Annotated in this window: 12 protein-coding genes, 1 tRNA gene and 1 pseudogene; all 14 read left to right on the plus strand. The window is 71.2% G+C overall.

Annotation, left to right across the window (positions count from 1 at the left end; genetic code table 11):
• The first annotated feature begins 7 nt into the window (after positions 1-7).
• Complete coding sequence (locus NCCP_RS10885) at positions 8-427, plus strand: cytidine deaminase (protein ID WP_149957303.1); 420 nt, start codon at positions 8-10, stop codon at positions 425-427.
• Positions 428-464: 37 nt separating this feature from the next.
• Entirely contained in the window at positions 465-1790 is a 1326-nt protein-coding gene (locus NCCP_RS10890; protein WP_149957305.1) for a thymidine phosphorylase, read from the plus strand.
• 96 nt (positions 1791-1886) lie between these two features.
• The gene (locus tag NCCP_RS10895) at positions 1887-2549 is read left to right on the plus strand and encodes a DedA family protein (RefSeq protein ID WP_149957307.1); all 663 of its coding nucleotides are present in this window, start codon (positions 1887-1889) and stop codon (positions 2547-2549) included.
• Positions 2550-2613: 64 nt separating this feature from the next.
• Complete coding sequence (locus NCCP_RS10900; protein WP_149957309.1) at positions 2614-3825, plus strand: adenosine deaminase; 1212 nt, start codon at positions 2614-2616, stop codon at positions 3823-3825.
• Between the two features lie 5 nt (positions 3826-3830).
• Complete coding sequence (locus NCCP_RS10905; RefSeq protein WP_149957311.1) at positions 3831-4610, plus strand: MazG nucleotide pyrophosphohydrolase domain-containing protein; 780 nt, start codon at positions 3831-3833, stop codon at positions 4608-4610.
• A 19-nt stretch (positions 4611-4629) separates the two neighbouring features.
• A complete protein-coding gene (locus NCCP_RS10910; RefSeq protein ID WP_149957313.1) occupies positions 4630-5136 on the plus strand; it encodes a DUF4259 domain-containing protein in 507 nt (168 codons plus the stop codon).
• 132 nt (positions 5137-5268) lie between these two features.
• On the plus strand, positions 5269-6549 hold the full coding sequence (eno, locus tag NCCP_RS10915; RefSeq protein ID WP_149957316.1) for a phosphopyruvate hydratase: 1281 nt from the start codon (positions 5269-5271) through the stop codon (positions 6547-6549).
• Between the two features lie 179 nt (positions 6550-6728).
• The gene (locus tag NCCP_RS15320) at positions 6729-7649 is read left to right on the plus strand and encodes an FtsB family cell division protein (RefSeq protein ID WP_225873794.1); all 921 of its coding nucleotides are present in this window, start codon (positions 6729-6731) and stop codon (positions 7647-7649) included.
• A 17-nt stretch (positions 7650-7666) separates the two neighbouring features.
• The gene (locus NCCP_RS10925; RefSeq protein WP_225873795.1) at positions 7667-8410 is read left to right on the plus strand and encodes a DUF501 domain-containing protein; all 744 of its coding nucleotides are present in this window, start codon (positions 7667-7669) and stop codon (positions 8408-8410) included.
• On the plus strand, positions 8407-9378 hold the full coding sequence (locus tag NCCP_RS10930; RefSeq protein WP_149957354.1) for a Ppx/GppA phosphatase family protein: 972 nt from the start codon (positions 8407-8409) through the stop codon (positions 9376-9378). Before NCCP_RS10925 ends, NCCP_RS10930 begins: the two co-directional genes overlap by 4 nt.
• Before the next feature lie 24 nt (positions 9379-9402).
• Entirely contained in the window at positions 9403-10887 is a 1485-nt protein-coding gene (locus tag NCCP_RS10935) for a S8 family serine peptidase (protein WP_149957318.1), read from the plus strand.
• A 78-nt stretch (positions 10888-10965) separates the two neighbouring features.
• Positions 10966-12420 (plus strand): NAD(P)/FAD-dependent oxidoreductase, encoded by a 1455-nt coding sequence (locus NCCP_RS10940; RefSeq protein ID WP_149957320.1) that lies wholly within the window; start codon positions 10966-10968, stop codon positions 12418-12420.
• Between the two features lie 218 nt (positions 12421-12638).
• Positions 12639-12712: transfer RNA gene (locus tag NCCP_RS10945), tRNA-Leu, on the plus strand.
• 385 nt (positions 12713-13097) lie between these two features.
• Positions 13098-13376: pseudogene (locus tag NCCP_RS10950) on the plus strand (transposase); the annotation flags it as partial.
• Positions 13377-13388: the final 12 nt, after the last annotated feature.

Consider the following 13388-nt stretch of genomic DNA (forward strand, 5'->3'; position numbering starts at 1 on the left):
GCCCGCCATGCCCGAGCCCGCCACGCCCGAGCCCGCCGTGACCGAGGCCGAGTGGGCCCGCCTGGCCGAGGCGGCCCGCGAGGCCGCCACCCACGCCTACGTGCCCTATTCCGGGTTCCCGGTCGGGGCCGCGGCCCTAACCGAGGACGGGCGGATGGTCACGGGGTGCAATGTGGAAAACGCCTCCTACGGAGTAACGCTCTGCGCCGAATGCACGCTGGTCGGCCAACTGCACATGACCGGCGGCGGAAAGCTGCGCGCCTTCTACTGCGTGGACGGGCGCGGCAACGTCCTCATGCCGTGCGGCCGCTGCCGCCAACTGCTCTTCGAACACCGCGGCGCCCACATGCGCCTGATGACCGTCAGCGGGGTCCGGACCATGGACGAGGTCCTGCCGGACGCCTTCGGTCCCCACAACCTGTTCTGACTCCCGCGCAGCAGTCCCGCACCCACGAAAGGCAGCCATGACCACCGAGGCCTTCGACGCCGTCGACATCATCCGCACCAAACGGGACAAAGGCACGCTCAGCGCCGCCCAGATCGACTGGACCATCGACGCATACACCCGCGGCGCGATCGCCGAGGAGCAGATGGCGGCGCTGAACATGGCTATCCTGCTCAACGGGATGGACCGCGCGGAGATTTCCCGCTGGACGGCAGCGATGGTCGCCTCGGGCGAGCGGATGGATTTCTCCGCGCTGCGCACCCCGGACGGGCGCGTGAAGGCAACCGCGGACAAGCACTCCACCGGCGGGGTGGGGGACAAAATCACGCTGCCGCTGGCGCCGCTGGTGGCAGTATTCGGCGTCGCGGTGCCCCAGCTGAGCGGCCGCGGGCTCGGGCACACCGGAGGCACCCTGGACAAGCTTGAGGCCATTCCGGGCTGGCGGGCGGTGCTGTCCACTGCGGAGATGATGTCCCAGCTCCAGGATGTCGGGGCGGTGGTCTGCGCCGCCGGTTCCAAGCTGGCCCCGGCGGACAGGAAGCTGTACGCCCTGCGCGACGTCACCGGGACCGTCGAATCGATTCCGCTGATCGCCAGTTCCATCATGAGCAAGAAGATCGCCGAAGGCACCGGGGCGCTGGTCCTGGACGTGAAGGTCGGGTCCGGGGCATTCATGAAGGACGCGGCCTCCGCCCGCGAGCTCGCCGAAACCATGGTCGCCCTCGGCACCGGCGCCGGGGTCCGGACGGTGGCCCTGCTGACCGACATGCAGACCCCGCTCGGACTGACCGCGGGGAACGCGATCGAGGTCGAGGAGTCCGTGGAGGTGCTGGCCGGGGGCGGGCCGCCCGACGTCGTCGAACTCACGGTCCGGCTGGCCGAGGAGATGCTCGAGGCGGCCGGGGTGCGCGGTGCCACCGGAATGTCCAGGGCGGACCCGGCCGCTGCGCTGCGCGACGGCCGCGCCATGGATGTGTGGAACCGGATGATCGCGGCCCAGGGGGGAGACCCGCGCGCCAAGCTCCCGGTCGCCCGGGAATCGGAAACCGTGTATGCCCAGGCGGACGGGGTGCTGGTGGAACTGGACGCCCGCGCCGTCGGGGTGGCCGCCTGGCGGCTGGGCGCCGGCCGGGCCCGTAAGGAGGACGCCGTGCAGGCCGGCGCGGGGGTGCGCCTGCACGCCAAGCCCGGGGACGCAGTCCGCCGCGGACAGCCGCTGATGACGCTGCTGACCGACACCCCGGAGCGGTTCGGGCGGGCCAAGGAGGCACTTGAGGGGGCCGCGGTGATCGCCGCCGGGGGGGACCTGCCGTCCCGGCCGCTGATCCTGGACCGTATCGGCTGACGCGGGCCGCCCTTCCGGTGGGCGACAATGGTGTGCACCGGCCCGACTACCGTGCCGTGCCGGCCGGGGCCGGGTGCCGAGGGAAAGCGAACCTACGTGGATGTCATCAATGAGGCCATTCTCCACGCCGCCAACGCGTGGTGGATCCTGCCCATTGTGTACCTGTTCTGCCTGATCGACGGGTTCTTTCCGGTGCTGCCCAGCGAAACCCTGCTGGTGGCCCTGGGCAGCGTCGCCGTGAACGCCGCAACGCCCAACATGGCCCTGCTGGCCGTGGCCGGTGCCGCCGGGGCGATCACCGGCGACCAGATCGCCTACCGGATGGGGCGGCGGATCGGCACGGAACGCTTCCGCTGGATGCGCTTGCGCCGCAGCCGCAAGGCTTTCGCCTTTGCCCACCATGAGCTGATGAAGCGCGGGGCGATGCTGATCTTCACCGCCCGCTACATCCCGATCGGCCGCGTGGCGGTCAACTTCACCGCGGGGGCCACCGGCTACCCGCTGGGACGCTTCACCGTGCTGGACATCCTCTCCTGCCTGGTCTGGGCCGCGTACTCGGTGGGGGTGGGCGCCCTCGCCGGCCAGTGGTTCCATGAGAACCAGGTGCTGGGCATCGTGCTCTCGATCGTGGTCGCGATCGTGCTGGGCTACCTGCTGGACCGGATCGTGTACGCCATCCTGAGGCGGATGGGCAAGCCGACGGAGGCTCCGGAGTATGAGCTGATGAAGGCGGAAGAGGCCGACGGCGACGCCACCTGAGGGGCCCGTCTGACAAGGGCGCGGGCGCTATCGCAAGCCCGTCACCCCGCAGTAGGCTGGTCGGGTGACTGACGAGCTGATCCACACCGCATACGACCCCGACTTCGACTTCCGCGCCCTGCCCAAGGTGTCGCTGCACGACCACCTCGACGGCGGCCTGCGCCCCGCCACCATCATCGAACTGGCCGCCGCGGCCGGGCACGGGCTGCCCGCCACCGATCCCGAAGCCCTGGGCGCGTGGTTCCGCGACTCCGCCGACTCCGGCTCGCTGGTCCGGTACCTGGAGACCTTCGACCACACCGTTGCGGTCATGCAGACCGCCGAAGGGCTGGCCCGCGTGGCCCGCGAGTTCGTCGAGGACCTGGCCGACGACGGCGTCGTGTACGCCGAGGTGCGGTGGGCCCCCGAGCAGCACCTGTCCGCCGGCCTGTCCCTGGATGAGGCCGTCGAGGCCGTGCAGGAGGGCCTGGACGCCGGCGTGGCCGCCGTCGAGGCCAGCGGCCGTCCGATCCAGGTCGGGCAGCTGCTCACCGCGATGCGCCACGCCGACCGCGGCACCGAGATCGCCGAGTTGGCCCTGCGCCACCGCGACCGCGGCGTCGTCGGCTTCGACATCGCCGGCGCCGAGGACGGCTTCCCGCCCTCCCGCATGGCCGATGCGTTCACCCTGCTCGCCGAGAACTTCTTCCCGGCCACCGTCCACGCCGGGGAAGCCGCCGGGCTGGAGAGCATCAAGGAGGCGATCGTCGTCGGCCGGGCCCAGCGCCTGGGCCACGGCGTGCGCATCGCCGAGGACATCGAGGTGCAGTTCGGCGGCCGGGACGACGACGGCGAGGAGGTCGGCGAGGACACCGGGCTGGTGAGCCTGGGACCGGTGGCGAACTGGGTCCGCGACCGCGGCATCGCCCTGGAAATCTGCCCGTCCTCCAACCTGCAGACCGGAGCCACCGCCGCCTTCGGCGAGGGCATCGAGTCCCACCCCTTCGACCTGCTCTACCAGACCGGCTTCAACGTCACCGTCAGCCCCGACAACCGCCTGATGAGCGGCACCACGCTCTCCGACGAGTTCGAGCTGCTGGTGGAGGCCTTCGACTACGACCTCGACGACCTGCTGGAGCTGACCCTCAATGCCGCCGAGGCCGCCTTCCTGCCCCTGGAGGAGCGCGAGGCGCTGGTCGAGTACATCAACAACGCCTACGCGGAGCTCTCCGGCGGCGAAGACGGGACCGGAGGGCTCGAGGACGAGTTCGGGGACGAATTCGAGGACGAGGAGTAGCGGGGATGGGCGCCGCCGTCGACCGGCTGGTGGAGGTGGTTGCCGCCCTGCGCGAGCACTGCCTCTGGACGGCGGCGCTCACCCACGAGGGGCTGGTCGAGTACCTCGTGGAGGAGTCCTACGAGCTCGTTGAAACGATCGAGGAGCACCGCCCGGACGACGAGCTGCGCGGGGAGCTGGCCGACGTGCTGCTGCAGGTGGTGCTGCATGCGCGGATCGCCTCCGAACGCGGCGCCTTCGACCTCGAGGGGATCGCACGGACGCTGACGGAGAAAATGGTGCGCCGCAACACGCACGTGTTTGCCCCCGACGGGACGCTCCGGGACAGCTTCCCGGACTCCATTGAGGAGATCGTGCGTTCCTGGGACGCGGCCAAGCGCGCCGAGCGGCCCGGGCGCACCGACCCGTTCGCGGGACTGCCCCGGCACCTGCCGGCCCTGGTTTTCGCGGACAAGGCCCTGGAGCGCGGCCAGCGGTGGCTGGCGCTGGAGGACAGCGCGGGCGGAACGGCCACGCCGGGCTCCGCCGCTAATGAAGGCTCCGCCGCTGACCCGGGCCCTGCGGCTGACCCGGGCCCTGCCGCTTCCCCTGACGGCGCGGGGGCGCCGGAAGGAGGTCCCGCGCCGTCAGGGCGGGCCGGGGCCGTTTTTGCCAGCGAGGAGGAGCTCGGGGAGCACCTCCTCGGGATTGTCCGGGCGGCACGGGCCGCCGGACTGGACGCCGAGCGGGCCCTGCGCGCCGCCGTCGTCCGGCACACTGAGACCGGTTGGCGCGCGCCGCGCTGACCACAACCGAGGGGGACGGATGGGTACTTGGGGAACCGGGCCGTTTGAGAACGACGGCGGCCTCGACTGGATCGACGAGATCGCCCGCGGCGGCACGGACCTGGCGCGGTTCCGCGCGGGGTTCGAGGCCGAGTTGTCCGCGGACGGATACGTTGGCGAATACGGCGAAGGGGTGCTGGCCCTGCTGCGTATTGCCCGGATAATCGACGAGGCCCGGATGGTCGACGAGGCCCCGGCCGGGGCGGCCGGGGCGGCCGGGGCCGCGCCGGATCCGGCTGTTGCCGGCATCCGGCCGGAGGACTTCCGGGAAGGGCTGACACCCGAGTACCGCGGCTGGCTGGCCGTGGCCGCGGAGAAGGTCCTGAGCCCGCAGGCCTCGGACCTCTACGACCGGTGGGCGCTCACGGACGAGCTTGAGGCATGGCTCGCCACGGCGCGGGAGGACCTGGAGCATCTGCAGGCGGAGCTGGAGCGCCTGGAGCAGGGCCGGGGGGTGGAACCGGAGGGGCAGTTGGCCCGCCCCTGAAACAGCCCGTCCGCCACGTGGACTCCGCTTCGTTAACCGGCCCGGCCGCAGGCTAGGCTAGGGCACTGGCAACGGGGCCTGTTCTGCTGTGCGGTCCCGACCCACCATTCACACCACGAAGGAGCACCTTCCATGGCCCTGATCGATGCCATCCACGCCCGCGAGATCCTGGATTCGCGCGGCAACCCGACCGTCGAGGTCGAGGTCCTGCTGTCCGACGGCTCGATGGGCCGCGCCGCCGTCCCGTCCGGAGCTTCCACCGGAGCCTTCGAGGCCGTCGAGCGCCGCGACGACGAGAAGGGCCGCTACCTGGGCAAGGGCGTCCAGAAGGCCGTCGAGTCCGTCATCGACATCATCCAGCCGGCCCTCGTGGGCATGGACGCCACCGACCAGCGCGCCATCGACCAGACCATGATCGACCTGGACGGCACCTCCAACAAGTCGAACCTGGGCGCCAACGCCATCCTGGGCGTCTCCCTGGCCGTGGCCAATGCCGCCGCCGAGTCCTCCAACCTGCCGCTGTACAAGTACCTGGGCGGACCGAACGCCCACGTGCTGCCGGTGCCGCTGATGAACATCCTCAACGGCGGCTCCCACGCCGACTCCGACGTGGACATCCAGGAGTTCATGATCGCCCCGATCGGCGCCTCGACCTTCTCCGAGGGCCTGCGCTGGGGCGTGGAGGTGTACCACTCCCTGAAGTCCGTGCTCAAGGAGCAGGGCCTGTCCACGGGCCTCGGCGACGAGGGCGGGTTCGCCCCGAACCTGCCGAGCAACCGGGCCGCGCTGGAGCTGATCTCCGAGGCCATCGCCAAGGCCGGCTACACCCTGGGCGAGGACATCGCCCTGGCCCTGGACGTTGCCTCCTCCGAGTTCTACAAGGAGGGTGCCTACCAGTTCGAGGGCACGTCCCGCAGCGCCCAGGAAATGAGCGACTACTACGCCCAGCTGGTCGCCGACTTCCCGCTGGTGTCCATCGAGGACCCGCTGGACGAGGACGACTGGGAGGGCTGGAAGACCCTCACCGACGCCATTGGCGACAAGGTGCAGCTGGTCGGCGACGACCTGTTCGTGACCAACCCGGAGCGCCTGCAGGACGGCATCGACAAGGGCACCGCCAACTCGCTGCTCGTGAAGGTGAACCAGATCGGTTCCCTGACGGAGACCCTGGACGCCGTTGCCCTGGCCCAGCGCAACCGCTACACCACCATCACCTCGCACCGCTCCGGCGAGACCGAGGACACCACGATCGCCGACATCGCGGTGGCCACCAACGCCGGGCAGATCAAGACCGGCGCCCCGGCCCGCTCCGAGCGCGTGGCGAAGTACAACCAGCTGCTGCGCATCGAGGAGGAGCTGGGCGACGCTGCCGTCTACGCCGGAAAGGGCGCGTTCCCGCGTTTCACCGCCTAGCGCGCGCGTTCACCGCGTAGTCTCGTGAGGGGAACCGCCCGGCAGGGTGGTTCCCCTCACGCACAGTTTGACCAGCACTGAACTATCCAGCGCAGCTTCGCAACACGCAGTGCGGGCCTGGTCGCCGTCGGGCGGCCGCCCGGACGGCACCGAAGGCGCAGCAGACCGGCAGGAGTCCGATGTCCACCCGACGTCCCAACATGCCGCGCGCAACCGGCGCCGGCGGGCCGCAGGATCCCCGGCGCACGCCCGCGCCCGGCGGGGCGGACGCCGGGGCCGAACGGCTCGCCAAGGTCATCCCGCTGGGGGCGGTCCCGCCCACTGAGGATGCGGACACTGCCGGGCACCCGGCCCGCTCCGGCCAGGGCCGGCGGGCGGACGGCGGCCCGGACCGGCATCCCGCCCCGCGGAAGGCCCGGCCGGAGCGGAAGGACCAGCCGGAGCGGAAGGACCAGCCGTCCCCGGCCCGCCAGGCCCGGCAGGAGGGCCAGCCCGTCCGGAAATCCCAGCCTGCCCGGAAGTCCCAGCCTGCCCGGAAATTTCCGGCCGCCCGGAAATCCCAGTCCGCGCCCAAGCCGGCCGGCCGCGCTGACAGGGGGCCGGCGTCGGAGCAGCGGGCCCGCGAGCGGGCCGAACTCTCCGGGGCGATCAGGGCCGGGGCGGCCTCCGGCGGCGCTCCGGCGGCTCCTCCGGTGCCCGGGCCGGAGGCCCGTCCGGTTCCCGCCCGCACCTTCTCCGGGCGGATGCTCGCCCTGGCGGTGGTGCTCGTGGCGATCACCGTGATGCTCCTGCCCACCGTGGGCACCTACGCGCGCCAGCGCTCCGAACTGGAGGCCCTGCGTTCCTCGATCGAGGCCAAGACGGCCGAGCAGGCGGACCTCAAGCAGCAGATTGCCCGCTGGGACGATCCTGCCTACATCAAGCAGCAGGCGCGCGATCGCATAAACTTGGTCATGCCCGGCGAACGGAAGTACATGGTGATCGGCAAGGTCGCCGAGGACGAGGCCGTGCCGGTCAACGAGAGCCCCAACCAGGTCCGCACCGACCTGCCGTGGATGGATGCGCTGTGGGACACTGTCAAGCGCTCCGCCACGGACTGACGACACCAGGAGGACCCGTGGCGGCCACCCCCCACATTCCAGCCAACAACGAGGCCCTCGACGCCGCCGAGCGCGTGCCGAGCGCAGCGGACCTGGACACCCTCAGCCGCCAGCTGGGCCGGCCCGTGCGCGACGTCGCCGAGATCGGGGCCCGCTGCGTCTGCGGCAATCCGCTGGTGGCCACCACCGCCCCGCGGCTGTCCTCGGGCATCCCGTTCCCGACCACCTACTACCTGACCCATCCGGTGATCACCGCCGCGGTGTCCCGGCTGGAGGCCGCCGGCGAGATGATGGGGATGAGCGAACGCCTGGCCGCCGACCCGGACCTGGCCGCCGCCTACCGCGCGGCCCACGAGCACTACCTGGCCGTGCGCGACGCGATCGGCGCGCGCACCGGCGTCGGACCCGTCCCGGAGATCGCCGGCATTTCCGCCGGCGGAATGCCTACCCGCGTGAAGTGCCTGCACGTGCTGGTTGGCCATTCGCTGGCCGCCGGCCCGGGCGTGAATCCGCTCGGCGACGAGGCGCTGGAGAAGATCTCCGAATGGTGGACCAAGGACCGCTGCTACTGCGCCGGTGCCTGGGACACCACCGGCGAGGCCCCCAACCGCGACCGCAGCCGCCACGTGAAGACCCAGGCCGGGGACCCGGCGGAGAAGAAGCGTGCGCGCGCGGCCGCCCGTGCGGCCCTGGCCGCCGGGCAGCCTGCCGGGGAGTCCGCCGGGGAGTCCGCCCAGGGCCGCGACGGAGGCATCGCCTGATGCGCGTCGCCGCGATCGACTGCGGGACCAACTCGATCCGCCTGCTGATCGCCGACATCGCCGAACACGGGGGATCGCCCCGCCTGACCGACGTCGTGCGGCTGATGCGCGTTGTCCGCCTGGGGCAGGGCGTTGACGCCACCGGACGGCTGGCCCCCGCGGCCCTGGAGCGCACCTTTGCCGCCCTGGACGAGTATGCGGAACTGATCCGCGCGCACCGCGCCGACGCCGTGCGCTTCGTGGCGACCTCCGCCACCCGCGACGCCTCCAACCGGGAGGACTTCGTCGATGGCGTGCGCGCCCGGCTCGGGGTCGAACCCGAGGTGGTGGCTGGGGAGGAGGAGGCGCAGCTGAGCTTCGCCGGCGCCGTGTCGGTGTTCCCCCCGCTGGCCGGCGAAAAGGTCCTGGTGGTGGACCTCGGCGGCGGATCCACCGAGTTCGTGGTCGGGGGAGCGGGAGGCGTGGAGGCAGCCCTGAGCGTGGACATGGGCTGCGTGCGCTTCACCGAGCGCTTCCTGCACGACGATCCGCCCACCCCCCAGCAGGTCGCCGCCGCCGAAGCGGAGGCGGAGCGGCTCCTGGATGAGGTGGAACGCACCGTGCCCCTCCATGCGGCCACCCGCGTGATTGGGGTCGCCGGCTCGATCACCACCGTGACCGCGCACGCCCTGGACCTGAATGAGTACCGGTCCAGCGAGATCGACGGCGCCGAGCTGCCCATCCGGCTGGTGGAGGCCGCGGCGGCCGAACTGCTTTCCTTCCCCCGCGAGCGCCGCGCGGGACTGCCCTTCATGCATCCGGGCCGCGTCGACGTGATCGGGGCCGGCGCGCTGATCTGGCGCACCATCCTGCGCCGGCTCGAAGACAGGACCCGCGGCGGAATCACCACGGCCCTGGCCAGCGAACACGATATTCTGGACGGCATCGCCCTCGGGCTGTTCCCCGCACCCGGTGACCCGCTCCAGTAAGCCCGAGCCATGGGAGGTGTCCGCATGAGGCCCACCGCGCCGCTGTGTGCCCGGACCGCGGTGGTTGGCGCAGCGCTGGCCGCCGTGCTGGCCCTGGGAACGGTGCTGGCCGCCGCTCCCGCCGCCCGCGCCGATGCCGTGCGCGACGAGCAGTACTGGCTGGAGTCCTCCGGGATCGAGAAGGCCTGGGCCGAAACCAAGGGGGCCGGAGTCACCGTGGCCGTGATCGACACCGGCATCGACGCCCAGCACCCCGACCTCCACGGCCAGGTGGTGGGCGGCACCGATGTCTCGGGAGCCGGCGAGAAGGACGGGACGGGTCCGATCGGCGCCCTTCCCGAACACGGCACCCTGGTGGCTACCCTGCTGGCCGGACACGGCAACAACGGGGAGGCCATTGCCCGGGCCGAGGCGGAGAACGACGTCCAGCGCAACGCGTGGGAACGTGCCGCGGCCGAGGCCAGGGCGAGCGGAAGGCCGGTTCCCCCCAAACCCGACACCGTGAAGGTCCCCGACCCCGGACCGGGTCCCGACGGGATCGTCGGCGTCGCCCCCGAGGCCGACCTGCTGGCAGTCTCGCTGTGGCTCGGATCGGCCAACCCGGGGGGCGTGAGCGTTCAGGACCAGGTGCCGCGGGCGGTCCGCTGGGCCGTCGACCACGGCGCCTCGGTCATCAACATGTCGCTCGGATCCACCACGCCCGAATGGCCCGCGAGCTGGGACAGCGCCTTCCTCTACGCGGAGCAGAAGGACGTGGTCGTCGTGGCCGCCGCCGGCAACCGTGCCGGCGGTATGGTCCAGGTCGGCGCCCCCGCCACGATTCCGGGCGTGCTGACCGTCGCCGGAGTGGACAAGGACGGCAACGCGAGTTGGGATTCCTCCACGACCGGGATCAGCATCGGCGTCGCCGCGCCGGCCGAGCCCCTGGTCGGGGGCCTGCCCGAGGGCGGCTACGCCAGCTGGTCCGGCACCTCCGGGGCCGCCCCGCTGGTGGCGGGAGTCGCGGCGCTGATCCGCGCCAAGTATCCGGACATGCCCGCCCGGGACGTCATCAACCGCATCCTGGTGACCGCGCGGGACGCGGGCGACCCCGGAGTGGACAACCTCTACGGCCACGGGCTGCTGGACGCCCACGCGGCCCTGACCGCGGACGTGCCCGCCGTGGCCGCAAGCCCCATGGACACGATCGCCGAATGGATCCGTGTGCACCGGCGCGGCAGCGCGGCCTCATCCAGTGCTGCGGCCGTCCCCTCCGCCGAATCCACGGTGCCGGTGGCGCAGGCCCCCGCCGCGGTGCCGCCCGGTCCGCCCGGGGGGGCGCTTCCCGGGGCCGTCCTGGCCGGCTTCGGGATCCTCTTTGCGGCAACCGTGGCCGGCGGCACCGTGCATCTGGTACGCACCGGCCGCCGCGAGCGGTCCCTGCGGGCGGCGGAGGCGACGGTGGCCGAACTCGTCGTCGCCGCCCCGAGCCGCCGCCATGACGTGTTCGACGACCTTCCGGAGGCCTGACCACGGCCGATCCGGGGAGGCGCGGGGAGCTAGTGAAGGTTTTCACATAATGCCCCAAAAGGGTCTATGATGGTGTGCATGGCACTCACCCCCACTCTTTCCGATCGTCCGCGCGTCCTCGTGGTCGGCGGTGGCTACGTAGGTCTCTACGTGGCCATGAAGCTGCAGAAGAAGGTCAAGGCGCACGGCGGCATCGTGACCGTCGTGGATCCGCTGCCCTACATGACCTACCAGCCGTTCCTTCCCGAGGTCGCCGGCGGCCAGATCGAGGCCCGCCATGCGCTCGTCTCGCACCGCACGCACCTGGAGGACGCGGAGCTCATCAGCGGCAGCGTCACCGCGATCGACCACGCCAACCGCAAGGCCGTCATTGCCCCCGCCGCGGGGGAGCCGTTCGAGATCGGCTACCGCGACGTCGTCGTCGCCGCCGGCGCGATCACCCGCACCTTCCCGATTCCGGGCCTGGCCGAGCAGGGCATCGGCCTGAAGACCATCGAAGAGGCCGTGGCGCTGCGCAACAAGGTGCTGGAGCGCATCGAAACCGCCTCCATGATGACCGACCCGGCCGCCCGCAAGCGGGCGCTGACCTTCGCCGTGGTCGGCGGCGGCTTTGCCGGCATCGAGGCGATCACCGAGATCCAGGACATGGCCCGCGCCGCCGTGGCCAAGAACGACCGCCTCCAGCCCTCCGAAATCCGCTTCGTCCTGATCGAGGCCATGGGCCGGATCATGCCGGAGGTCACCGAGGAGCAGGCGCTGTGGGTCATCGACCACATGCGCAGCCGCGGCATCGAGGTCCTGCTGAACACCTCCCTGGCCAACGCCGAGGGCGGGCTGCTCAAGCTCATCAACATGGCGGACAAGTCCCCGGCCCAGGAATTCGAGGCCGACACCCTGATCTGGACCGCCGGCGTACAGGCCAACCCCATGGTGCGCTCCACCGACTTCAACATCGAACCGCGCGGACGCGTCACCACCGGAGCGGACCTGCGGATCGTCGACGCCGAGGGCAACCCGCTTGAGGGCGCCTGGGCGGCCGGCGACGTGGCCGCGGTGCCGGACCTGACCGGCGGGCTGCCGGACGGCACCTGCGTGCCCAACGCCCAGCACGCCGTGCGCCAGGCCAAGCGCCTGGCCAAGAACCTCTACGCCGCCCGCTACGGCGTGGGCTCCATCAAGGAGTACAAGCACAAGAACCTTGGCGCGGTCGCCGGCTTTGGCTCCTGGAAGGGCGTCGCCAAGGTCATGGGCATCAAGCTCAAGGGCTGGCCGGCCTGGATGGCCCACCGCGGCTACCACGGCATGGCCATGCCAACGTTCGAGCGCAAGTTCCGCGTTGTCAGCGGCTGGTTCTGGTCCCTGTTCTTCAACCGCGACCTCACTCCGCTGTCCGACCTGGACAACCCCCGCCGCCAGTTCGTCGAGGCCGCCACGCCCAAGCCGAAGCCGGCCCAGAAGCCGGCGGAGGCCGAGGCCAGGCCTGCGGCGCCTGCAGGACCCGCAGCGCCTGCCGGGTCCTCCGCGGGCAAGTAGCCCCGGCGCGGAAGCAGCCGGACAGCACCATCGAGGCCGTCCCCGTACCGGGGGCGGCCTCGGTGCTTTCCAGCCGACGCACGCCATTTCGTGGAGGCTGAAACGGGTGCGGGGCGGGAACGGGCAGGAGGTTGCGTAATACGCGGGACCGGGAGCGGCGTGGCCCCGCCCGCGTGCGGGCATCCGGGACCGCGGATCCAGTACGCTGGACGGGTGCCGCCCCCATGGCCCAATTGGCAGAGGCAGGGGACTTAAAATCCTTGTGGTGTGGGTTCGAGTCCCACTGGGGGCACACTGGGGCAGCCCTACTTCCCCGTACTTTCGGGGAAGTAGGGCTGTTTCCCTTTCTGCGGCAACGCCCTCGGCCCCCTTTTTGCCGCCTAAATGTGTCAGGGGATGGTTTTCCGGCCTCCAAGTTGGACAGGTCTGTTACGCCCTGGGCATCCGGGTCGATGTACTTCTGGGTGGTCTGCATGCTGGCGTGTCCGGCCGCACTCTGAGCCGGGTATGGATTAGTCAGCCCAGTTGGGTGAAGTAGTGCCCATTAGCGTGGTGTAACGGCCCCGGTCAGGGGCGTGTTGCTCCGGAACGTGAGGCGGCCATCGCGTGATTCTTGGCAAGACCGACCAAAGTCTTTTCTCAAGGAGTTTTCACGCGATTGATAAGCACCCCATGTTATCGACCCTGCCCGTTTCCTGTCCGAACAGCTCGCCCAGGCCTCTTCGGACCTGATGCGCCAGATGCTCACCACGTTCATCAACGCGCTGATGAGTGCCGAGGCGGACGCGGTCTGCGGCGCCGAGTACGGGGCCCGCTCCGAGGAACGGACCAACTCCCGCAACGGGTACCGGTACCGGGGCTTCGACACTCGCGCAGGGACCTTGGATGTGGCCGTCCCGAAGCTCCGGCAGGGCTCGTATTTCCCGGACTGGCTGCTCGAGCGCCGGCGCCACGCCTAGGGCCTGTCC

It is taken from the genome of Zafaria cholistanensis, assembly GCF_008580665.1.
GTDB lineage: Bacteria > Actinomycetota > Actinomycetes > Actinomycetales > Micrococcaceae > Zafaria > Zafaria cholistanensis.